Annotated in this window: 16 protein-coding genes; 11 read left to right on the top strand and 5 right to left on the bottom strand. The window is 49.2% G+C overall.

Annotated elements, in window-relative coordinates; all coding sequences use genetic code 11:
- The first annotated feature begins 305 nt into the window (after positions 1 to 305).
- The 7 genes from L4174_RS07955 to L4174_RS07985 all read left to right on the top strand — a co-directional run bounded on the left by L4174_RS07955 (position 306) and on the right by L4174_RS07985 (position 11,517).
- The gene (locus L4174_RS07955; protein ID WP_248140173.1) at positions 306 to 2,081 is read left to right on the top strand and encodes a murein L,D-transpeptidase; all 1,776 of its coding nucleotides are present in this window, start codon (positions 306 to 308) and stop codon (positions 2,079 to 2,081) included.
- 154 nt (positions 2,082 to 2,235) lie between these two features.
- Positions 2,236 to 3,645, top strand: coding sequence for an FAD-dependent oxidoreductase (locus tag L4174_RS07960; RefSeq protein WP_248140177.1), 1,410 nt, complete (start codon positions 2,236 to 2,238; stop codon positions 3,643 to 3,645).
- A gap of 408 nt (positions 3,646 to 4,053) precedes the next feature.
- Complete coding sequence (locus L4174_RS07965) at positions 4,054 to 5,451, top strand: peptide MFS transporter (RefSeq protein WP_248140180.1); 1,398 nt, start codon at positions 4,054 to 4,056, stop codon at positions 5,449 to 5,451.
- A 591-nt stretch (positions 5,452 to 6,042) separates the two neighbouring features.
- Positions 6,043 to 7,068 (top strand): hypothetical protein, encoded by a 1,026-nt coding sequence (locus tag L4174_RS07970; RefSeq protein WP_248140183.1) that lies wholly within the window; start codon positions 6,043 to 6,045, stop codon positions 7,066 to 7,068.
- Positions 7,069 to 7,172: 104 nt separating this feature from the next.
- Positions 7,173 to 7,622 carry a GNAT family N-acetyltransferase gene (locus tag L4174_RS07975; RefSeq protein ID WP_248140186.1) on the top strand — a complete coding sequence of 150 codons (450 nt, stop codon included), beginning with the start codon at positions 7,173 to 7,175 and terminating at the stop codon, positions 7,620 to 7,622.
- 810 nt (positions 7,623 to 8,432) lie between these two features.
- Complete coding sequence (locus tag L4174_RS07980) at positions 8,433 to 8,666, top strand: hypothetical protein (protein WP_254589129.1); 234 nt, start codon at positions 8,433 to 8,435, stop codon at positions 8,664 to 8,666.
- Positions 8,667 to 8,760: 94 nt separating this feature from the next.
- Positions 8,761 to 11,517, top strand: a complete 2,757-nt coding sequence (locus L4174_RS07985; RefSeq protein WP_248140193.1) for an immune inhibitor A domain-containing protein — start codon at positions 8,761 to 8,763, stop codon at positions 11,515 to 11,517.
- A gap of 63 nt (positions 11,518 to 11,580) precedes the next feature.
- Here L4174_RS07985 and L4174_RS07990 read toward each other — a convergent pair whose 3' ends face one another.
- Positions 11,581 to 12,903, bottom strand: a complete 1,323-nt coding sequence (locus tag L4174_RS07990; RefSeq protein WP_248140197.1) for an oligosaccharide flippase family protein — start codon at positions 12,901 to 12,903, stop codon at positions 11,581 to 11,583.
- A gap of 335 nt (positions 12,904 to 13,238) precedes the next feature.
- Here L4174_RS07990 and L4174_RS07995 point away from each other — a divergent pair, with 335 nt between their 5' ends.
- Together L4174_RS07995 and L4174_RS08000 are read left to right on the top strand one after the other, a co-directional pair.
- Positions 13,239 to 14,108 (top strand): LysR family transcriptional regulator, encoded by an 870-nt coding sequence (locus L4174_RS07995; RefSeq protein WP_248140198.1) that lies wholly within the window; start codon positions 13,239 to 13,241, stop codon positions 14,106 to 14,108.
- Positions 14,109 to 14,207: 99 nt separating this feature from the next.
- Positions 14,208 to 14,840 carry an NAD(P)H-dependent oxidoreductase gene (locus L4174_RS08000; protein WP_248140201.1) on the top strand — a complete coding sequence of 211 codons (633 nt, stop codon included), beginning with the start codon at positions 14,208 to 14,210 and terminating at the stop codon, positions 14,838 to 14,840.
- Positions 14,841 to 14,926: 86 nt separating this feature from the next.
- Here the strand turns inward: L4174_RS08000 and phnR are convergent, their stop codons facing one another.
- The 4 genes from phnR to L4174_RS08020 form a co-directional block, all read right to left on the bottom strand.
- Complete coding sequence (phnR, locus tag L4174_RS08005) at positions 14,927 to 15,625, bottom strand: phosphonate utilization transcriptional regulator PhnR (protein WP_248140203.1); 699 nt, start codon at positions 15,623 to 15,625, stop codon at positions 14,927 to 14,929.
- Between the two features lie 90 nt (positions 15,626 to 15,715).
- Positions 15,716 to 17,401 carry a putative 2-aminoethylphosphonate ABC transporter permease subunit gene (locus tag L4174_RS08010; RefSeq protein ID WP_248141641.1) on the bottom strand — a complete coding sequence of 562 codons (1,686 nt, stop codon included), beginning with the start codon at positions 17,399 to 17,401 and terminating at the stop codon, positions 15,716 to 15,718.
- Between the two features lie 58 nt (positions 17,402 to 17,459).
- Entirely contained in the window at positions 17,460 to 18,536 is a 1,077-nt protein-coding gene (locus tag L4174_RS08015; RefSeq protein ID WP_256549379.1) for a putative 2-aminoethylphosphonate ABC transporter ATP-binding protein, read from the bottom strand.
- Positions 18,537 to 18,703: 167 nt separating this feature from the next.
- Positions 18,704 to 19,717, bottom strand: coding sequence for a putative 2-aminoethylphosphonate ABC transporter substrate-binding protein (locus L4174_RS08020; protein WP_248140205.1), 1,014 nt, complete (start codon positions 19,715 to 19,717; stop codon positions 18,704 to 18,706).
- Between the two features lie 263 nt (positions 19,718 to 19,980).
- Between L4174_RS08020 and phnW the strand changes: the two genes are divergently transcribed.
- Both phnW and L4174_RS08030 read left to right on the top strand, forming a co-directional pair.
- Positions 19,981 to 21,117, top strand: coding sequence for a 2-aminoethylphosphonate--pyruvate transaminase (gene phnW / locus L4174_RS08025; RefSeq protein WP_248140207.1), 1,137 nt, complete (start codon positions 19,981 to 19,983; stop codon positions 21,115 to 21,117).
- The gene (locus L4174_RS08030) at positions 21,114 to 22,502 is read left to right on the top strand and encodes an aspartate aminotransferase family protein (RefSeq protein ID WP_248140209.1); all 1,389 of its coding nucleotides are present in this window, start codon (positions 21,114 to 21,116) and stop codon (positions 22,500 to 22,502) included. Before phnW ends, L4174_RS08030 begins: the two co-directional genes overlap by 4 nt.
- Positions 22,503 to 22,512: the final 10 nt, after the last annotated feature.

Consider the following 22,512-nt stretch of genomic DNA (forward strand, 5'->3'; position numbering starts at 1 on the left):
GAAAGCCAATGTAAGCGATGCTTATGTTGGCTTTTTTTATGGTACCCACTTCCACATCTGCAATACAAAATTACTAAATTTACACCAAAAACAACGTGAAAATCGTCAATGATTGTTTGAGCGGGTTCATGATGATGCCTGCTGCGTGAACTTCAGTGATTATCAAAATTTGAACACTTCCCGATTGTGCATTTGCATAAACTTTAACTAAGCAAAGACAAAAAAATTTGGTCTCCAGTGGAAATTTTATCGCGTTGTCATGGATGAAATACACAGCGTAGAGCAGATGTTGAGGTTGTCTGATTATGGGTGGATTAAAAAGTTACAGGGTGACACATAAGCCGGTTTTTCAGGGCGAATGGTTGACTGAAGTGCTGAAGCTTGGTTCAGCCGGAGTCTTGACGGTCAGTCTGATGATCTCGCCAATGGTGGTTGCAGAAGAGGGGGGAAGCCAGTTGCTTCCGGCCTCCGGAGCGATGGTGTCTGCGACTCTGACGGTGCCAAAGTTAGGACGACAGGGTCTGGATTCAGTGCCGCTGACCAGTACCCGGGTGATTTGTCCTTCACAATCCGATCAGCTTTGCTTTCCCGAACAGCTGCAAAAGTTCTATGCCAGCCAGGATTTTATGCCAGCCTGGCAGGATACAGCCGTTGTGGATGAATTTATGCAGCAACTGATGGTGCTGGCAGAAACGCAGCGAGTGCCGGGGTTACCTTTACGCATCAATGAGTTGAATCAACTCCGTGATAAGCGCGATCAGCGTGGTTTCGATTTGCTGGCGACTGACACTCTGTTTGTGTATCAGGCGATGATTCATCAAATACAACGTGACCCCAGTACTCTGTACCGGCCTGCGGACCTTACGCTGTCGATGAAAGAGCTTCAGGATGCTTCAAGCGTGAGCGGACCAGTCACACTCAGTTCAATCAAACGATTACGTCCGGTTGACTCAAACTTTTCAAGTCTGGTTTCTCAGATCAATCAGCTGGAACAGTTAGCGCCTCACGGCGTTTATCTGACCGGCCGGCCAGCGGTTCAGTATGGTGCACCCATCCCGCGTGGTGAAAAGCTGATCAAAATGCTGAATGTTTTCGGTGATCTGTCTGATCAGGATTATTCAAATCTGATCTCCGCTGAAGCCGGCAGTGTAGCAATCCGGGAGGCTGCAGTCGTGAACACTGGCGTGGTGCATGCAGCCATTCGTCACTTTCAGCAGCGCCATGGTTTAAACGATGATGGGGTTATCGGGCCGGAAACAGCCCGGAATATGGCGCGGTCATATCAGCAGGTTGCTCAGCTGCTGGCGCTGAATATGCAGAGAAACCGGGTTATTCGCCGCGATAATCACGGGGAGATCCTGCAGGTGAATATTCCGGAATTTATGTTGAGAATTCTGGATGACAATGACGTTTTGTTTGAATCGAAAGTCATCGTCGGGCGCAGTGAACGACCGACTTACCTGTTTTCTTCAGCCATTAATCATATGGTTGTGAATCCAACCTGGAATGTCCCTGAAACCATAAAAGAAGAGGATGTCATTCCGAAATTGAAACAGTCGCTGAATTACCTTGCGAACCATAACATGCGGATCGTTTCGCGCAGAAATGCCAGTGAATCGATTGATCCCAGCCAGATTGACTGGAGTACAGTGTCAGCCAAGAGCTTTCCATACGAGTTTCAGCAAGGCGCCGGGCCCAACAATGCTTTAGGGCAGGTGAAGTTTATGATGCCGAACAGTTACTCGATCTACTTGCATGACACACCTTCCAAGCGATTGTTTAATAAAAGCAAACGTAATTTCAGCTCCGGATGTGTGCGGGTTGAGCGGGCGCACGATCTGGCACATTTTCTGCTGGAGCGGCAACATTCGGGTCAGAGTGCCAGCTATGAAAAACTGCTGAAAAAGCGTACGACAGCAACCATTAACCTGAGAAAAACGCTGGCTGTTGACTTTATTTACCGCACGGCATGGCTGGATGAAAAAGGCCAATTGCAAATCCGGGATGATATTTACGGCTATGATGACGATACATCAGTACCCGCTGAGCATGATTACATTGCGATGAGCCGTTTCCGCTGAGCCGGAGATACTGATTTCTTTATGTGCCCTATCTCATACAGGGCACATGTCGTTTCAATGAATTTTCTGTGTCAGGGCGGCAGATACACTTGAGCCATACATGTCAGGTTGCGTAGAGTATAGATTGTTTTGGTCTATACCAATTGGTGATGTGATGCAATCGAATCAGCACAGTTCGTTTTGGTTTCAGGAAGCTATAGCGCGTGAATCAAACGCTACCGTTCAGGCATTGGAACAGGATATCCATGCAGACGTATGTATTGTCGGTGGCGGGTTTACCGGATTGTGGACAGCAATCCAACTCAAACAGAAACAGCCATCCCTCAATATTGCTGTGATAGAGAAAGATCTGTGCGGCAGCGGTGCTTCGGGAAGAAATGGCGGCTGTATGCTGACCTGGTCGACAAAATTTCTGAGCCTGAAAAAGTTGTATGGTGAAGCAGAGGCGAAGCGTCTGGTGAAAGCATCGGAGCAGGCCATTGATGAGATTGAGGCATTCTGTCAAGAATTTCAGATTGACGCTCAGCTGAGACGGCATGGCACATTATACACCGCCTCAAACGCTGCACAGTTGGGTGGACTGGACTCTGTACTGAATGAGCTGAAACGACACAGTATCAGTTCATGGCAACCCTGGACAAAGGAAAAAGTACAGGCTGAATCCGGTTCAGCGCTGCATCAGGAAGGGCATTTTTCTGAGGCCGCTGCCAGTGTTCAGCCCGGGCTTTTGGTCAGGGGACTTAAGCGTGTCGCTGAAGAGACAGGGGTTGCCATATATGAAAGGACGCCGATGACCGGCATAGAAAAAAAACAGCAGCCTGTCTGTATCACGACGCCCAAGGGAAGGATCCGGGCCGGAAAAGTGGTGTTAGCACTGAATGCCTGGATGCCGTCGTTATTTCCGGAATTTAAAAATAGTGTCGTTCTGGTTTCGTCAGACATGATGATCACCAAGCCGATCCCTGAAAAGCTGGCGAAAACAGGACTCAAAGACGGAAAAACCGTGATCGATGGACGGACATTTGTTCACTACTATCGCACGACACCGGAAGGCAGACTGATGCTGGGCAAAGGCGGCAATTACTTTTCGTTCGCAAACCGGATGTCAAAGGTGTTTGACGAACCCAGCCGTTATCAACAGATATTAAATGCTGCTTTTCATCGTTTTTTTCCTTCGCTCCCGCTTGAGCTGATTGATTCAACCTGGACTGGGGCGTCAGATCGTTCGGCAACCGGGATGCCATTCTTTGGCCGCTTAAAAGAGAATCCGGACATTGTTTATGGCTTGGGATATTCCGGAAATGGTGTCGCGCAAAGCTGGATGGGAGGGCAGATTCTTGCTTCACTTGTTCTTGGCGAAAACAACACCTGGACACGCTCAGGTCTTGTCTCGGGTCCGTTAGCAAGCTTCCCGCCCGAACCCCTGCGCTGGTTTGGCGCTTTGATCATCAGAAATGCGATTCGCAGAAAAGAAAAGGCGGAAGATCATCATCGCCGGCCACGCTGGCTGGACTGTCAGCTGGCTAAGCTCGCAAGTTCAGCAGGAAAAGCTGATAAAGGATAATGGTGTCATCTTTTTCAAAAGCAGGTATATCAACCTGCTTTTTTTATTCGTCACCTTGCAACTTGATGCTCAATCCGGTTGCTACTGAGTTGATTGTTTTCCATTCACCCGGCCCGTTCAAAGTGTAACAATCATTAATAATCAAAAAAATAAGCATTAAAACCCAAAAATAGTTAATAGTGTGGGTTTTAATTCTGTGATATTGATTATTTTGTGGAATTAAACACCAATTCATTAGTTAAAAGTAAAATTTCAAATTTGGGTGTAAAAAACACTTCCTTATAAATCAATAACTTATGTTGTTCGTATTTTGTTCTGTTTCTGTTAAAATTTGCAGTGATTTAGTTTGTAATTTATAAAATGGGCCGGATATATGGATACATAACTACCTCAACGAAGAGAATAATTATGAGCAACAAAGGAAATGGGACCCTGATGGGGCACCCTAAAGGTTTGTTCCTGCTGTTTGGTACTGAGCTTTGGGAGCGTTTTTCGTATTACGCGATGCGCGCCATTCTTGTACTTTATCTGACAGATAAAACAGTCAGTGGTGGCCTGGGATGGTCTACTGAGGATGCCCTCAGTCTCTATGGTATTTACACCGGTCTGGTGTATATCGCACCGTTGATCGGTGGTTGGGTAGCGGATAATTTCTTAGGTCAGCGCCGATCGATCATTATTGGTGGTGTGTTGATGGCGTTAGGCCAGTTTACGCTAGCTCTCCCGCATTCTATGGTTGGCCAAAGTGCCACAATGGCTTTTTATCTGGGGCTGGCGCTGCTGATCGTTGGTAATGGTTTTTTCAAACCAAACATCTCAACTATGGTTGGCGATCTGTATCAAGAGGGCGATCATCGCCGCGATGGTGCTTTTACGATTTTCTATATGGGGATTAACCTGGGTGCACTACTGGCTGGTATCATCGCCGGAGCGGCAACATCAGCTTACGGCTGGAAAGCCGGCTTCGTCGCTGCTGGTATCGGTATGGTTCTCAGCCTGATCATTCAGATGGTATTTGCAGAAAAACTGCTGGGCGATATTGGTAAGGTTCCTGCAGCAAAACGTGCTGCTGCGATGTCTTCATCAGGTAAAAAACAACCTCTGACGCGTAAAGAAATTGACCGTCTGAAAGTCATTATGATCATGGGTCTGTTCGTTGTCGTCTTCTGGGCCGGCTTTGAGCAAGCGGGTGGTCTGATGAACATTTACACGCAGGAATATGCAGACCGTATGATTGGCAGTTTTGAAGTGCCAACAGCCTGGTTCCAGTCTCTGAACCCATTCTTTATCATTACCATGGCGCCGCTTCTGGCTTCCCTGTGGGTGAAAATGGGTCCTAAAGAGCCGAGTTCGCCGATTAAATTTGCGATTGCTCTTTTCCTGCTGGCCATTGGTTTTGTATGTATGGTTGGTGCTGTATTGCAGCAGGGCGGTGACTTGTCTGCGAAGACGTCCATGCTGTGGATTGTTGCAGCCTACTTCTTCCACACGATGGGTGAGCTGTGCCTTTCTCCGATTGGCCTGTCAATGATTACAAAGCTGGCTCCGCTGCGTCTGGCCTCTCTGATGATGGGCGTCTGGTTTGGCTTTAACGCTGTGGCCAACTATGTTGCCGGTATGATTGGTGCGCATGTTGGTGAGTCCGGCCCTCTGGCAATCTTCGGCGGTATCGCAGTAACTGCTGCAGCTTCTGGTCTGATTCTGGTGGTGTGCTCAAATCAGCTGATTCGCTGGATGCATGGCGCAGAAGGGAAAGCCGCGAAAACGGTTGACGTTTCTCCGAATGCGAAACCTGCAGAAGCTTAATCATTCTTCATGATGTATTTGAAACGGGAGCCTGTTGCTCCCGTTTTTTTATGGTTTGAATCTTCTGAAATCCTCTCTGATTTGCGACTTACTTCTCATTTGTATTCGATTTCATTCACGTTGGTGATATGCGCAGATGGACATAGAATCGAATCGTCTGAAAAATAACCTTTATTCATCAATGTTCGCTCACTTTGGCGAAGTTCAGCGTTTGGGGAAAGGTCTATGAAGAAGTCGTTTTTATCGTTACTGGTATCGGCTGTCATATTGTCGGGATGTGGCGGTTCAGGTGGTTCCGATTCAGATGAAACGATAACCGTGAAAGTGGTTGACGGATACTTGTCGAATGCGGAAGTCTGCGTCGACAGAAACATGAACTTTATCTGCGATGCAGGTGAGGTTTTATCGAAAAGAACGGACGCGAATGGTGAAGTCAAAATTCAGACAAGTGATCAGAAGTATCCACTGATTGCCCGGATTATCGCGGGAGAAACTTCAGACAGCGATCATTCCGGTTATGTCTGGCAGAATGCTGAATTACTGGCTGGCGCCGGCGAAGTTTTGCTGACACCGTTTTCGACGCTGGCCCAGATGAATCAGCAGACTCTTGACGAATTCGCCGCCAGCCTGAATCTGGATCCGGCGCTGTTGAAAAATGACTATGTTGCGTTAAAAGCCTCGAACCCTGAAGCTAAAAAAATTCATTTGTACGCCCGGGCGATGACCAAAATGCTGGGTGAAACGCTGGCATGGAATCAGCCGGAAACTCAGAAAATACAAATCCAGGCCTTAAAATCTCATATCCAGACGCTGGAAAACAATAATGTGGATTTTGATACGGTCACTCTGGTCGTTAATAAAAAAGGAGAGGTGACGCAAACGGAGCGGGTGAAAGGTTTGAAACCTTTTCTTGAAAGGGGTGAGCCAGTTTTCCTTGAGTTTCCAAATATAGGTGTCAGGATTCCTCATCAATTAATGTTTGAAGCGGGAAAAATCACGAGCAGCAGCATTGGCTTTATCGCAGATGATACTTCTTATCGTGTGTCAGGCATGACGATGACTGTGGATTCAAAACCGGCAGTGACCGCAAAGTTCCTTTATCTTTCCAACGACTTTGCTGTGGGGAATTTGTTCTACGATGCTTCAAAAAAACTCCTGGCGGTTTGGCAAACAAAGGCAACTTTCCAGGAAGCCGGCACGCAATTGACAGCAGATGATTTCATTGGCAAGCGGTGGTATCACTTAAGAGATCTTGCTGAGTTTCAAAATGATGTTCCGCCGATACCAGCGCTGACCCAACTGACCTTCATCACAGGCACGACGGTCATGGTGAAACCATTTGGCGAAGCAGAATTTCAGGCGAGCTGGAGTTTTGAATCAAAGATGACGACGCCTGCGCCTGATAAGCCGGCACTGCCGTACCAGACTATTAATATTCAGTTTGGCGATGCGCCGCAAAATCCGAAACTGGGGAATGAAACTCAGATGGTGATGTCGAGCTATTTGGCGAGAGATGAAGTCATTTTGCTCGATCAGGAGCATGAGAAAGCCCCTTTGACCGTCATCCTGACCTCAAATGAAGCCCTGGCGGAAGCGATGTATAAAAACTGGAAGTAATCATTTCATTGAATTGACTATGACGAACGGGTGAGAACTGCGGTAGGGTATTGGAGATTTGATACTTTACCTACCGGGTTCTCACTTTTTTCAGACAGGACAGCATGATGATTGAACCTCAGCTTAATATTCGCCCGGCACAACCTTCTGATGGACAAGGATTGAGCCGGCTCTTGGTGCAGCTTGGCTACGCGGTTGAGCCGAAGCGGATTGAACGGATGATTTATGTTGCCGATTCAGATCTTGAAACGATTGTGATAGCAGAAATTGAAGGTCAGCCGGTGGGGCTGATTTCAGTGATTTATTTTGATTATTTTCCCACAGCAGAGCGCTATGCGCGTGTGACTGCACTGGTTGTGGATGATGATTCCAGAAATCAGGGTATTGGCTCAGAATTATTGGCATACGCCAGGCAGAGTGCCGCAGAGCAGGGATGTGCTTGCCTGGAAGTGACCAGTGCTGAATCTCGTGAAGTCGCTTGTCAGTTTTATGAAGATGCCGGTTTCCAGCGTACCGGCTTTAAATTTATCATGCCTGTCATGAAAACAGACTGATGGTGCTGCTTCTGTAATCGCCATCATTAATATTGTTGAGACGCTCTATTTTCAGCTACCTTTGAATGACACCTGTGAATTGACTTTGTTTCATTGCACAGGCTGCTTCGAAATCACGACCTTTCATTTATCTTTTCCTCAGAGCGGCCGCTTCATATTTATGTCGGTGTGCTTCCTCGTTTAGCCAGTAAAGGCAGCCGGATAATGACGAATAATACGGTTTCATTTGCGCAGAGCGGTATTTTTTGTGAATTAACCATGAAATAATTATGGTAATTCATGGCTTCTCTTATTCTGAACCATCATTTTATTCTCTATTGATAGTCGAGTTAATTATTTTTATTGGGTGTTTCACGAATATTCATCTGTTTCAGCTTCATAAATACTGATAGAAGCATTTTTTCGACTCACTTCAAAAAAATCCTCAAAAATAAATAAACACAATCTCGGAATTTTTATTCACTCTTGTGTGGCTATGTTTGGCTTTTCCGCTTATATCAATATAAAGATGAGACAGAAGTGAACCTTATCAAAAGGCAGAGTGCGCTGTTTTGGTCTTTAATCAAAAGAGGTAGGGCTGAGTATTTATTCTTATTTTCTGATTAAATAGCTGATAAAGATATGATTTCTGTTTTATAGATAGTTAACTTTTTATGTTGAAAGTGTGATTTTCAGCCCTTCATGCTGTTTTGACAGCTTGCTGAACAAAATCGTTGCATATATTTTGTTACACATTGTTTACAAAGAGGAGGGTGAGTAGTGAAACGTGCATGTTTATTCATCGCTTTGTGGTTATTTCCTGGTGTGGCTATGGCTCAGGTTCAGGCTGATGACGAAAGGTTAATCCGTTCACTGGAAGAACAAGGGATCATTTGTGAAGGTCTGACTTATGCCGAAAAGCAAGAGGCACTCAGGATTTATCTGAATAGAAAAGCCATTTTGAAAGATAAAAAACAGAAAGATAAAAAGCAGACAGAAAAAGACACAACAAATTCTTCAGATTCATCAGATATGGCACAAAGGAAATGTATTTCTCCTGAGTAATCTCTGATTTAACTGCGTTGTTAACAGCCGGGTACTTTTTGCTCGGCTGGGGTTTTGACAACTTCACGATGGAAAATATAAATAAGGACAGTAAATGAAACACATGAAGAAAACATTGTTGGCTTCAGCAATGTTCACTTTGTTCAGTGGCAGTGGATATGCGCAAACACCTGTGGACATGGGTGTTGTGAACGAAGATAAATTAATTGAAATGCTGGTCAGAAATGGGGTTGTTGATGCTGGGGCATCTGAAGAACAAAAACGCCATGCTCTGGATCAGTACCTTGAAAATAAGATTCGCTCAGGATTTAAAGGCGACGCTCAGTTTGGCAAACAGGCACTGGAAAAACGTGCAAAAGTACTGAAAACGATCCAGAAAAATAAAGGCATGCAACGTGCAAATATTTTTGCATTGGATGTCAGCCAAAAACGTACGGATAAAGTACTTGCGCTGTTGATCGACTTCCCGGATCTGCCGTGGAATGACAATAAGCTGACGAAAGAACATACAGAAATGCTGTATGACAGCTATGAAGCTGCTCACTATCAGGATCTGCTGTTCTCGGGCACAGGTTATACCGGTCCGAACGGCGAGAACTTCATCTCAATGCGCCAGTACTATGAGCAGGAATCTGGCGATACCTACTCTGTGATGGGTCAGGCAGCCGGTTGGTATCATGCATCGAAAAATGCTGCATTTTACGGTGGTAACTCACCGACGACTGACAATGATATGAACGCTCAGGAGCTGGTCCGTGAAGCACTGAACCAGCTGGCACAGGATCCAAATATCAATCTGGCGGATTACGACGTCGAAGACCGCTATGACTATGATGGTGATGGTAACTATCGCGAGCCTGATGGCGTGATCGATCACCTGATGGTCTTCCATTCATCTGTCGGTGAAGAAGCCGGTGGTGGTGTCCTGGGTAAAGATGCAATCTGGTCTCACCGTTTTAACCTGGGTCAGCCTCATATTCTGGCAGGGACGAAGAGTAATGTCCCTGAGCGTTTTAACGGTCAGTACGCAGCTTTCGACTACACCATTCAGCCAATCGATGCAGCCGCGGGTGTGTGTGCGCACGAGTATGGTCACGATCTTGGCCTGCCTGATGAGTACGACACGCAATATACCGGTAAAGGTGAGCCTGTTTCCTACTGGTCAATCATGTCTTCGGGCAGCTGGGCCGGTAAAATTGGCGGCACGCAGCCAACAGCATTCAGTTCTTGGTCGAAGCAGTTCCTGCAACAGTCGATCGGTGGTCACTGGGTAAATGATCAGCAGGTTTCTCTGAGCGATCTGGAGAATTCACCACGTGAATTCACACTGTTCCAGACAACAGATACCAAACTGCCGAACATGGTGAAGGTGACACTGCCGAACAAACGCATTGAAACCCTGAAACCATTTGAAGGCCAGTACTCTTTCCATTCCGGCAAAGGCGATGATCTGAAGAACAGCATGAGTCGTAAACTGGTTATTCCTGCGGGTACCAAAGTTACGCTGAAGTTCAAAACCTGGTATCAGATTGAGAAAGACTATGACTTCGCGCGCGTGTTGATCAATGGTCAACAAATCAGCGGTAACATTACCTCAATGGACGACCCGTATAAGACTGGTTTAGTGCCTGCGATTGGTGGTGATTCCAATGGCTGGATTGACGCTGAGTTTGACCTGAGCCAGTGGGCTGGTCAGGAAGTTACCCTGGGCTTCGACTATGTCACTGACGGTGGTCTGGCCATGGAAGGTATGTACCTGGACAACCTGGTTCTGGATGTTGATGGTGCAGTGACAGCCATTGATGATGGTGAGTCGGGTTCTACCTTTGCCTTCAACGGTTACAAACTGTCTGATGGTTACCACGATGCTGCGCACTATTACCTGCTGCAATGGCGTAGCCACACTGGTGTCGACGAAGGTCTGGCAAACATCAAACGTATGGGTCAGATCATGACATTCGAACCAGGTCTGGTCGTTTGGTATGTGGATGAGTCTCTGACTGATAACTGGGTTGGTAAACACCCGGGTGAAGGTTGGTTGGGTGTTGTCGATGCAGACCAGAATGCACTGGTTTGGGCGAACTCTGGCCAGGCTGCACAAACCCGATTCCAGGTTCGTGATGCGGCATTCTCGCTGAATGATCAAACACCGCTGCGTCTGGTCGACAGCACAGGCGATGTACTGGAAGATACCAGCCTGATTGGTAATGCAAACTTCTCTGATGCAGAAGATTACACTTCACCAACAGTACCGGATGCAGGTCGTAAGCTGACTGAGTTTGGTCTGATGATCGATGTGGTACAGCAAGGTCAGAACAATGAGTTTGGTGTTGTGCGTCTGTCTAAAGTCGGTTCTCAGAACGAAGCGCCAACAGCGAGTTTTGAGCTGAAAGTAGATGGTCTGTCTGTTTCTGCGAAGAACCTGAGTGTTGATACAGACGGTGAAATCATCAGCCACCAGTGGGATTTCGGTAACGGTAAATACAGCAACGAAGCTGCGCCAAGCTGGCAGTATCAGCAGGCGGGAACTTATACCGTAAGCCTGACCGTGACTGACGATAAAGGTGCGACGGATACTTACAGCTATTCTGTCACTGTTGAAGTGCCCAATGCACTGCCGGAAGCCAGCGCAAGTTACTTCCATGTTGGTCGCTGGGTAACCATGTGGTCAACCAGTACTGACAGCGATGGCCGCATTGTTGACACAGAGTGGACGCTGCCAAACGGTAAGATCAAACGTGGTCGCTTCTTCACCACTATCTTCCCAAGCTACGGCGATCATGAAGTGACGCTGAAAGTGATGGATAACGATGGCGGTGTAACGAAGAAAGTGATTCAGGTTCACCTGTAATTCATGATTCACTGAATTCCTGTAATGTTGAGCGCAGCCGAAAGGTTGCGCTCTTTTTTTATGTCAGTGCTGTGTACTTGTTTCTTTCTCAATCGGTTGCTGACGCAGAGAAAAAGCAAAGGTGTACCAGGTTGTTGCTGCAGCCAGACTCATCGCCAGGCACGTTGCGATTGCCGCACCCTGCATCCCCATTGCCGGAATCAGCCAAAAGTTCGCAGAAATATCCGCAATCAGGGTCAGGATCCCAATGATAACAATGTTGCGGCCATAGTGACTGTACTGTAACCAGGTTGATGCAAATCCGCTGAATCCCCAGATCGCGTAGGCTGCAATCAGCCAGTACAGTGTCTGCTCCGCTTGCTGAAAATCATTCCCGAAGAAAGATAATAACCAGCCTCCAAAATAAAGCTCACCGGACGCCAGTACGAGAACCGACAGCGTGATGATTTTCTGGGCCCGCCAAAACAAGGCTTTGGCCTGTTCCGGGTCGTTATCCATTGTTCGTCCGATCAGCGGCAGAAAAATACCGGCAATGGTCACCTGAGCGACGGGTAATAAATGCGCTGTGGTGGTCGCCGCAGCAAAGTGGCCCACTGAATTTTCATCCGCAAGGATTTCCAGCATGAAAAGGTCTATCTGGTTTAAAGCCATGGTGATGAGCATGGTCAGCATCATTGGGACGGACCAGCTCAGCAGCTGCCGTTTTTCTGCGAGAGGTGGAATCGCCTGGGTTGAGTCGATCAATCCCAGCGTCTGGATTTTACGCCATTGCCAGAAGGTAATGCCGGCCACTGCAATCCCTCCGGATAAAATCACCTGCCATAATTCCACCTGGCTGATGGAGATCATCAGGAAGGCAACAGTACCTGCTTTGATCAGGGGTAAGCCGATCCGCCACGGGAGGTTTGATAACGCCAGCATTTTGGCTGACTGCAATACCCGGCTGAATAATGCGCCGCATGCTATCAGCGGGATGACGAAAGAAATCAGCATCAGCGGATGATGCTCCGAGAGATCAGTTTTGCCCAAATGCAATACTCCGGCCAGATAGGTTGCGGCAATGAGCAACACAGAGAGTAATAAAGCGATGCCTGTGTAAAAGCGAAGGAAAGACAGCACGTAGCCCCGGTTTTGATTCTCAATGGCTGCTGCGAGAATGCGGGGGGCAATTCTGTCACCCCCCAACAAAATGATGACACTCGATAACACCGCAAAAGCATAAGCCACTTTGTAGTCACCGTATTGGTGAGCCGGTAATGCATGGCTGAGTGTCAGATTAAACAGATAATCAGCGATAAAACCCAAGACCAGGCTCGACAGCATGATCACAAAACCTGATCGCAGATAGCCGGAGAGGGCACCCGTTTTTTCAGAAAGTGAGTCCATTCAAATGTTTCCGGAGAAGTGATTGAAAATTATAAAATGAAGTTTAAACCCAGATCGCCCGGAGATGCAGGAATCAAAGTGCTTTGATTGACGCCAGTTCAAGGAAAACTGCTTTGTGCTCTGCATTTTGAGGGCACGAGAGGCGTCTTCGGCTGGAGGAATCAAAAGAGACCGCGAAAGAGTTGCCGAGAACTGACAAAGGATGACCCGGCTGACCAGACACCTGCCAGCGGATATGAATTCAGGCATTTAAAATGTCATCCAATACAAACTGTTAAGTCCGCCTGAATATGTCAATATAAGGCGAGTTTGCAGACAACCGGCAGGAGAAACGCGTGAGTAAAGTAACGATTGAGCAATGGAAGATGTTTGTGGCCGTCGTTGAGGAAGGTGGTTTTGCGCAAGCCGGTGAAAAGTTATTTAAAACACAACCGACGGTCAGCCATGCCATCCGTAAGATGGAACAGAGCCTTGAAAAGTCGTTGTTTGAAGTCAAAGGCCGCAAGGCGATGCTCACGCCTTTTGGCAACAGTTTACTGCCACAGGCGAAACAGCTGGTTCAGCAGTCCCTGATGCTGGAAAGACTGGCGGGCAGTTATCAGGACAAAATTATTCGTGAAGTGTCCGTGGCGATAGATACGCTATATCCCAGTGAGGCCTGGCAGAAAGCCGTTCTGGCTTGTCACGCCCATTTTCCTGAGGTCAATCTCAGGCTGTACGAAACCTGTTTGTCCCGTGCATCAGAACTGCTGGAGGACGGGACGGTGCAGCTTGCCATGACGAGTAAACTGCCGTCGAATACGCTGTCGCAAAAGGTCATGGTCATCCGAAAAGCTGCCGTGGTCAGTTGCCATCATCCGTTAGCCCACGCCAGTGCCTTATCGGTAGATGATCTGATCGGTCATTGCCAGATCGTGGTGATGGACGGCGGGATAAGAAACAATACCAGTACCGGCTGGTTGGGCAGTCAGCAACGCGTGACGGTTTCCCACTTCCATGCAGCAAAATCGGCAGTTGAAGCCGGGCTGGGGTATGCATGGTTGCCGGAATGGATGCTGGCCGGAACAGATGCAGAAGGTTGGGTCAGACTACCGCTGAGCAGCGGGGCGGAGCGTGAAATTCAGTTGCAGCTGGGGTATTTCCCTCAGTTTGAAAATGATGCTGTGATTCAGTTTCTGTGTAAGCAACTGTGTCAAATCAGTTGATAACATCTATAGATAAACCAGAAATCATTCATTATTTTTTATCGCTGTCTTTGCGTACCTTTGTCATCACAAAGTCGATATCAATCACACGCAGAGGGAATGATGAATCTTATCCAAGACCTGAACTGGCGATATGCCGTCCGCCGTTTTTCTGATCAGAAAGTCCAGCCTGAGTTGATCGGGCAACTGTTAGAAGCTGCAAGACTGAGTGCATCTTCGTACGGACTGCAGCCTTATCGTCTGCTGGTCATAGAATCTGAAGCAATCAGAGAAGCTTTATTACCCCATTCCATGGGGCAGGATAAAGTGCTGCACAGCTCTCATCTGATTGTATTTGCTGCACAAACGGCTCCGGCGAATGAGCTGGTTGACCGTTATGCTCTGCGAGTATCGGATGCCCGACAGGTGCCGTTGTCCGATCTGGCTCCCATGGTGAATGCGTTTAAAGGTGCACTGGCTTCACAGACGGAACAAGAGCGCCTGGCGTGGGCGCACCAGCAGGCCAATATTGCCCTGGGCCAGTTTCTGGCTGCCGCCGCGGTACTGAAGGTTGATGCCTGCCCGATGGGTGGTTTTGACGCCAAAGGATACGATGAAGTCTTAGGGCTGACCGGAAAAGGGCTGACAACCTCTGTGATTTGCCCGATCGGCTACCGGCATCCGGATGACGCGACTGCCCATCAGCCCAAAGTCAGAGTTCCTGCTGAAATATTCGCGCATTGGGTGAGATAAATGTTCAGGTTACTGAGTATTGAGCCCGCGAAATGCGGGCTTTTTATTTTCCGTGAGGTTCTGAGGTGAATCGCCGGAGGGCGAAGTTAAATGGTCGCCGTCGATTCAATTAAGATGGCATCATGGCGCCAGTATTCGAGATCGCAGTCAATCAGGTTGCCATGCTGGTCGTAGTTGATTCGCTCAACGAACATGGCCGGGGTCCCGGACGTTGCACGCAGATGATGGGCGGTATCTGCCATCAGAGATGTCGATCGGACCCTGAATCGGGTTTTCGAATAAAGCACCCCGTACTGCTCGCGATACGTTGTGGTGAGCGAGTCGGTAATATTGTGCTTAAACAGATCCGGAAAATGGGTCGGCGAAATAAAGTTTGTCACTACAACGACAGGCCGTTCATCCAGAAAGCGCAGCCGGTCGATCCGGTAAACTTCGGTTAATGGCTCGACATTTAATAATGAGGCCGCCCTTCGACTGGCCGGCACTCTTTTCGCCGATAACAGCTCAGAGCGAGGTTTCCGCCCTTGTGCTTTTGCCATCGCCGGGAAGTCGGTGGTGTAGGTTGGGTCGTAGCGTAAAGGGTCGGGTGAGACAAACCAGCCGCGGCGATCTTCACGGTAAAGTTTGCCTTCGGCTTCCAGTAAAGCCAGTGATTCACGCAGCGTGACACGCGTAGTACTGAAAGACTCCGCCAGCTTACGCTCAGCGGGCAGCTTGTGTCCGCTGCTGAGCAGTCCGGCATCAATCTGTTCGTTGATGGCTTCCATGATTTTTAAATATTGCACTGTTTCTGTCCTGTTACCGGCTGCAAAGAGGCTCAGCCGGTTCGCTATGATATAAGGCTAATCACGTGTCGTCATTAGCATAAAGAACGTTCAGCGTTTCCGCCATGCCTGGGTGTACTGATCACTGAGGCGATTTGCCGCGACATGAAGGAGTTTCACGCCCGCCGCGGTGATCAGAATCATGACAGCCATCGCTGCTGCGGGTCCGGTTTGTCCGGCATCATCCATATTCAGTACCGAGACGGATGCGGGCATCGTGTCGGTTGCATACAGAAACACAATGGCAGACGTTGTGGTCATGGCATTCATAAAGAGATAAGCGGCAATCTCCAGAATTGCGGGCATACAGACCGGCACCGTGACCTTCAGAAAGGTTTTGAACTGAGGGACATTCAACGAGGCTGAAATGGCTTCTATCTCAGCCGGTAATTGTTTCAGGGCCGTGATTGCTGTCATATGGCCCACAGTGTAGTAGTGAGTTACGGTATTCACGATCAAGATGGTGAGGGTGCCGTATAGCCAGGAAAGCGGATTATCACTCTGATTAAAAAAGAAAATATAACCCAAGCCCAAGACCATGCCCGGTACGGCCATGGGCAGAATCGCCAGCATTTGCATCAGGTTCCGTAACGGAGCGAAGCTGCGGCCTTTTTCAATACAGTAAGCTGAAGTGAAAATCACCAGCGTCCCCGTTACCGCGACACCAGCTGCCAGTTTGAGTGAGTTGAAATATGGGGCCCACCCATAAGTACTGAACTCGGCAAAGTTGTAGTTGTTGAGACTCAGCGTGGTGTTCCAGGGCCAGAATGTGACCAGGGAGCCATAGACCGCCATGCCGATGACAGTCAGCACAGCAATGGCAATCAGGGAACAAAACAACAGGCAAAGGTTGTCGCGAATCGGGTTAGGTTCGGGCTGGTACGCCACTGAGCGGGCATCAAACAGGTTTTGCTGTTTTTTCTGTACCCAGCGATCACCCAGAAATGCCAGCAGTGCGGGCAAGAGCAAGACGACAGAAGTTACTGCACCCATGGCAAAGTTTTGCTGACCAACCACCTGTTTGAAGATGTCTGTTGCCAGCACGTTGTACTGCCCGCCGATCACTTTGGGGACGCCAAAGTCACAGACCACCAGAGTAAACACAACGATCAGGGCACTGATCAGTCCGTATTTTGCGCCTGGCAGGGTGACCAGAAAGAACGTGCGAACCGGAGACGTGTTCAGTGCTTTGGCTGCTTCATAGAGTCTTGCATCTGAGGTTTTAAGTGACGTTGTCACAACCATCAGTGCATGCGGAAAGGTCCAGAAAATCAGGCCGATGGCAATCCCAATCGGGCCGTAAATGCTTTGTCCCATCAGCAGTTCCTTGGCGATGCCCTGATTGCCAAAGAGATAAATCAGACTGATTGCAGGTAACAGAGACGGCGCCAGAATCGGTGCAGAACCAATCACAGTAAAGATGCCTTTGAATGGCATACAACTGCGGGTCAGGGCATAAGCGTAACCAAAGGCCAGCACACCGACAAATCCTGTCACGACCACGCCAATCAGAATCGTGTTTTGCAAGGACAGCCATAAGGAAGGCGAAGCAAAATATGCTGCAAAGTTTGTCAGACCGACAAATTCACCATCGGCATTCTGGACACTTTTTTGCAGCATGGCCAGTAAAGGGGCGACGATAAAAATGCCCATCAGGCCAGCAAAGAGCACCAGCAGGGCACCCAGCGTCAGATTATCGCGGCCGAGACTGTGCCGGAAACGGGAAACTGATTGCATCAGACCGGATGAATTCACATCCTGCTGTCGGGTCAGTTGAGTCATGGGAATATCCTGTTTATCGGTTCTGACGGTAAATCTGGGTGTGTTTTTCAGCAATGTGCAGATGCAGATAGTGGCCCCGGCTCAGGCCCAGATTCCGGATTTCACGGATCGGCACATCGACTTTAATCATCGGAAGCTGATGGGCGCCCTGAAGCTGGCAGTCGGCCCGCATGAAGGTGCCCTGAAATTCGAGATCTTCAACCCGAACCAGCAGGCTGCTTTCACTTTGCTCGCCGGGCGGCAGAAAATGTAAATCTTCCGGACGCAGTCCCAGTTCGACCTGCTCTCCGCGTCTGAAATCAGCCACTGGCAGCGGCAACAGAGACTCACCAATCCGCATCTGATGTTCGCTGACTACGGAGGCTGGCAGGAAATTCATCTGTCCGACGAACTCCGCTACAAAACGGGATGCCGGGTGCTGATAAATTTCCTGCGGCGTGCCGACCTGTTCAATGCAGCCGTGGTTCATGACCACAATACGATCGGCCATGGCCAGTGCCTCTTCCTGATCATGCGTCACCATAATGGTGGTGATCCCCAGCTGGCGCTGCAGGCGACGGATTTCTTCACGCAGATGCGCGCGCACCTTGGCATCCAGAGCCGAGAGGGGTTCATCAAGCAGTAATAATCCCGGTGATAATGATAAGGCACGAGCCAGCGCAACCCGCTGTTGTTGTCCGCCGGAAAGCTGGTTGGGGTATTTGAGTCCGGCATCGGGCAGCGCAATGGTTTCCAGCCAGCGGGAGACAATGGCGTCGACTTCAGACAATGATTTTCCCTGATTCCGTAATCCAAGGCTCAGGTTCTCGCTCACGGTCAGGTTCGGGAATAATGCATAGGACTGGAAAACAATGCCGAAATCGCGTTTTTCCGGCGGCAGAAAAGTAATGTCATGTCCTGCCTGTTCTATGGTGCCTGAACTTGCCAGATCCAGCCCGGCAATGGCACGAAGCAGTGTGGTTTTACCGCAGCCGGATGGCCCCAGAAAACAAATGAATTCGCCTTGATTGATGGTTAACGAGATGTTTTTCAGGGCGGTAAACTGACCAAACTGTTTACCGACTTGTGAGATTTTCAGGTAAGTTTCCATAGCTAAACTAATTCTCTATTTGGTATATACCAAACTTAGTCCGGGTGGATGACACTTCAATGACAGAAGCTTGACGATCAGAAGACAGCGGTTGACGGTTTTTCGGGATTTGAGAAAGCAAAAGGCAACCCGGACAGGTTGCCTTGGAGGATGTCTGATCTCAGAGATTACGAGCGAGGTTCAGACTTCGCGTCGAATTTATCAGACCAGGTCTTCAGCACGTCTTCACGGCTGACTGCCATTTTGGAGAAGTCCATTTTCACCATGGCCTGCTGAACATTCGGGTAGTTTTTCACGGGTTTGTTCACGTCTTTGCGACCCACAACCGGGTAGAACTCGTTGTACAGCGTGTTGGCTTCTTTCGACAGAGACCAGTCGACCAGACGCTTCGCCGCATCAGACTGTGTATTGACCAGACCCACCGCTTCAGCTTCCCAGCCCACACCACCTTTTGGCAGGATGATATCAATTGGCGCACCCTGTGATTTCAGCTTGGCGCCGCGAATGGCCATTGAAATACCGATAGCCACTTCACCCATGCCTGCCTGAACGCAAGGTTTTGAACCTGAATGCGTGTAGTGTGCAATGTTTTGATCCAGTCTGGTCATGTAATCCCAGCCTTTCTGGTCACCCATAGATTGCAACCAGGCAGAAACCTGCATGTAACCTGTACCGGAAGATGCCGGGTTAGGCATTGCAATATGACCTTTGTATTCCGGCTTCAGCAGATCTTCCCAGGAAGATGGTTTGCTCAGGCCAAGCTGCTTGGCCACTTTCTCGTTGAAGCAAACCGCATTGAAAAATGCGTCGTTACCAAACCAGGCTGGGTTTGCTTGCGGGTCGATCAGGTTGGCATGAATTTTATTCAGACCTTTTGGCTGATAAGGTTTCAGCACGCCTTCTTCTTTCAGCAGTGCCATGGAAGAACCGGCCAGTCCCCACACAACATCTGCACGCGGGTTACCTTTTTCTGCCAGCAGCTTGGCGGTCATGATGCCGGTTGAATCGCGAACCCATTTGATTTTGATATCCGGGTTGGCTTTTTCAAAACCGTTTTTGAATTTCGCCAGCATGTCCGTTTCAAAGGCTGTGTAAACCGTCAGTTCCTGAGCGGCAAATGCCTGAGAAGCGCTCAAAGCCATCAGGGCAGTCAGTGGGGCAACAAGCCATGTCTTTTTCATAAATCCATCCTAAACGTTGATTTGGTATGTACCAGATTTGCTCGACACGAAAGATGCTAGGTGGCCTTTGTGACAGTTCAATGATTGAACGATGTCAGTTTGATGAGCGCGATGTGATCGTGATCCAGCGCAAATTCAGAGAGAAAATCGTCGAACATCCTCAAGATGAAACTTTTGTGAAGAGTCCGGACCACGCGTTTACAGCATCAACGATGCGCCGCTATAGTGACTTCAAATCTGGTCTAGTCCAAAGAGATAAAGCAATGGCAAATTCCGAGAATCAATATCTTCTTCTTACACCGGGGCCGCTAACCACGACCCGGACTGTCCGTGAAGCAATGCTCCAGGATTGGTGCACCTGGGATGATGACTATAACGTGGGTGTCGTGCAGCATATTCGCCAGCAGCTGGTTGATCTTGCAACTTCACGCAGCGGATATACCAGCGTTCTCATGCAGGGCAGCGGGACGGCTTCGGTAGAGGCGACACTGGGCTCGGTGATCCCGGCAGATGGCAAACTGCTGGTCATTAATAATGGTGCTTATGGTGCCCGTATTGCGCAGATTGCAGAGTATCTGAAAATTGAGCATATCAACTGGTCGCTTGGGGAAGTGAACCCGCCTGATCTTGCTGAGTTGGAGCGTCTGTTACGGGAAGACACCGGGATCACTCATGTCGCCATGGTGCATTGTGAAACCACGACCGGGATGCTGAATCCCCTTGAAGCAGTTGCCCAGCGTGTGAAAGCTGCGGGGAAAGTGATGATCCTGGATGCGATGTCCAGCTTTGGCGGGATTCCGATGGATATCGGTGAACTGGGCATTGATTTTCTGATCAGCTCTGCCAACAAGTGTATTCAGGGGGTACCGGGCTTTGGTTTCGTGATTGCCCGTCGTGCGCTGCTGGCGGAATGTCAGGGGCGGGCGCGTTCATTGTCGCTGGATCTGTATGATCAGTGGCAGTGCATGGAAGTTAACCACGGTAAATGGCGATTCACGTCACCGACGCATACCGTCAGGGCGTTTGCGCAGGCGTTAACGGAGCTGGAACAAGAAGGCGGAGTTGCGGCCCGGTATCAGCGTTATTACACCAATCAGACTCTGCTGGTCGCCGGAATGCAGAAGCTCGGTTTTTCCTGCTTGCTGGATCAAGCTTTGCACTCGCCGATCATCACTTCATTTTATTCTCCGGTCTCGCCGGCTTATGGATTCAGACGCTTCTACGACAGCCTGAAATCCAAAGGATTCGTGATCTATCCGGGTAAGGTATCGGATGCCGACTGTTTCCGGATCGGTAACATTGGCGATGTCCATCCTGCTGATATTGAGCGCCTGCTGAAAGCGATAGCGACTTCGATGTACTGGACGACAGAATCCGTTGAGCCGGGAGTTCAGGCATGAAGACTCAGGCACCGTCACTGAGCCAGCGTGCGCTGGCCTGTGAAGGGGATACGAATCGTTCACCTTCTCGTGAGCGATGGACAGCCCGTCTTTCTGATGCAGTAACTCAGTCGCTGCTTGAGGAAGACAGCCGTTACTTCCTGCATCAGGCCATGTCGACGCCGTGTCTGGATGCACTGGAAAGTGCTGATGGTCTTTACCTGACGGATGTTGCCGGAAAACGGTATATGGATTTCCATGGCAATAATGTTCATCAGCTGGGGCACGGACATCCTGAAGTCCTGGCTGCCATCCAGAAACAGCTGGCGACTTTACCTTTTGCACCCCGCCGTTTTACACATCAGACCGCAGTGGATTGTGCAAAGGCACTGACCGAAATTGCGGGCGGTGAACTGAACCGGGTGCTGTTTGCGCCTGGCGGAACATCCGTGATTGGTATGGCCCTCAAACTGGCGCGTTATATCACCGGCAATTATAAAGTGGTGTCGCTGTGGGATTCCTTTCATGGTGCCTCGATGGATGCAATTTCTGTTGGCGGGGAAGCCTGTTTTCGTGAAGGTATGGGGCCGTTGATGGCTGGTGTGGAGCGGATACCGCCGCCGGTGAGCTATCGTGGCGCTTTGCCGTCTCAGGATGGCTCAGATCTCCATTATGCAGACTATCTGGAATATGTAATTGAGAAAGAAGGCGGTGTGGGTGCTTTCATCGCAGAAGCTGTGCGCAATACCGATGTACAGGTTCCGAGCCGAGCCTACTGGCAGCGGGTGCGGGAAATCTGCGACCGGCATCATGTCATGCTGATTATCGACGATATTCCAAACGGCATGGGCCGGACCGGACACTGGTTTACGCATCAGGCGTTTGGGATCGAGCCGGATATTCTTTGTATCGGGAAAGGACTGGGCGGTGGTGTGGTGCCGATGGCAGCCATGCTGACCCGGAACCGATATAACCAGGCCGCCCAGATTTCTCTGGGGCATTACACCCATGAAAAAAGCCCGATAGGCTGCGCTGCTGCGCTGGCCACCATTGGCGTGATTGCACAGCAAGAGTTACTGAAGAAAGTACAGGCAGATGCAGCTTATCTGTATGAAAGGCTGCATGCGATGAAAGCACGTCTGCCAATCATTGGCGATGTACGGGGTATCGGATTGCTGTGGGGGGTTGAACTGGTGGAAGACCGAACCACGAAGGCGCGTGCTTTTGCTGCTGCAGAGCAGGTGATGTATCGCTGCCTTGAGCTGGGGCTGAGCTTCAAGGTGTCACAGGGTAACGTTTTGCAGCTCAGTCCACCGCTGACCATCTTGCGGGAAGATCTGGCTCAGGCTCTGGACTGGGTCGAACAGGCAATTTCGGAAGCTTGCCAACAACATTATCCAATTTAACCGGCTGACA

It is taken from the genome of Photobacterium sp. CCB-ST2H9 (genome assembly GCF_023151555.2).
GTDB lineage: Bacteria > Pseudomonadota > Gammaproteobacteria > Enterobacterales > Vibrionaceae > Photobacterium.

Bases quoted from the DNA above. Each gene is read 5' to 3' on its own strand.
- L4174_RS08020 (WP_248140205.1), bottom strand. From the start codon at position 19,717: ATGAAAAAGACATGGCTTGTTGCCCCACTGACTGCCCTGATGGCTTTG.
- L4174_RS07990 (WP_248140197.1), bottom strand. From the start codon at position 12,903: ATGGACTCACTTTCTGAAAAAACGGGTGCCCTCTCCGGCTATCTGCGA.
- phnW (WP_248140207.1), top strand. From the start codon at position 19,981: ATGGCAAATTCCGAGAATCAATATCTTCTTCTTACACCGGGGCCGCTA.
- L4174_RS08015 (WP_256549379.1), bottom strand. From the start codon at position 18,536: ATGGAAACTTACCTGAAAATCTCACAAGTCGGTAAACAGTTTGGTCAG.
- L4174_RS07985 (WP_248140193.1), top strand. From the start codon at position 8,761: ATGAAACACATGAAGAAAACATTGTTGGCTTCAGCAATGTTCACTTTG.
- L4174_RS08030 (WP_248140209.1), top strand. From the start codon at position 21,114: ATGAAGACTCAGGCACCGTCACTGAGCCAGCGTGCGCTGGCCTGTGAA.
- L4174_RS08000 (WP_248140201.1), top strand. From the start codon at position 14,208: ATGATGAATCTTATCCAAGACCTGAACTGGCGATATGCCGTCCGCCGT.
- L4174_RS07955 (WP_248140173.1), top strand. From the start codon at position 306: ATGGGTGGATTAAAAAGTTACAGGGTGACACATAAGCCGGTTTTTCAG.
- L4174_RS07975 (WP_248140186.1), top strand. From the start codon at position 7,173: ATGATGATTGAACCTCAGCTTAATATTCGCCCGGCACAACCTTCTGAT.
- L4174_RS07960 (WP_248140177.1), top strand. From the start codon at position 2,236: ATGCAATCGAATCAGCACAGTTCGTTTTGGTTTCAGGAAGCTATAGCG.
- L4174_RS07970 (WP_248140183.1), top strand. From the start codon at position 6,043: ATGAATCAGCAGACTCTTGACGAATTCGCCGCCAGCCTGAATCTGGAT.
- L4174_RS07965 (WP_248140180.1), top strand. From the start codon at position 4,054: ATGAGCAACAAAGGAAATGGGACCCTGATGGGGCACCCTAAAGGTTTG.
- L4174_RS07980 (WP_254589129.1), top strand. From the start codon at position 8,433: ATGGCTCAGGTTCAGGCTGATGACGAAAGGTTAATCCGTTCACTGGAA.
- L4174_RS08010 (WP_248141641.1), bottom strand. From the start codon at position 17,401: ATGCAATCAGTTTCCCGTTTCCGGCACAGTCTCGGCCGCGATAATCTG.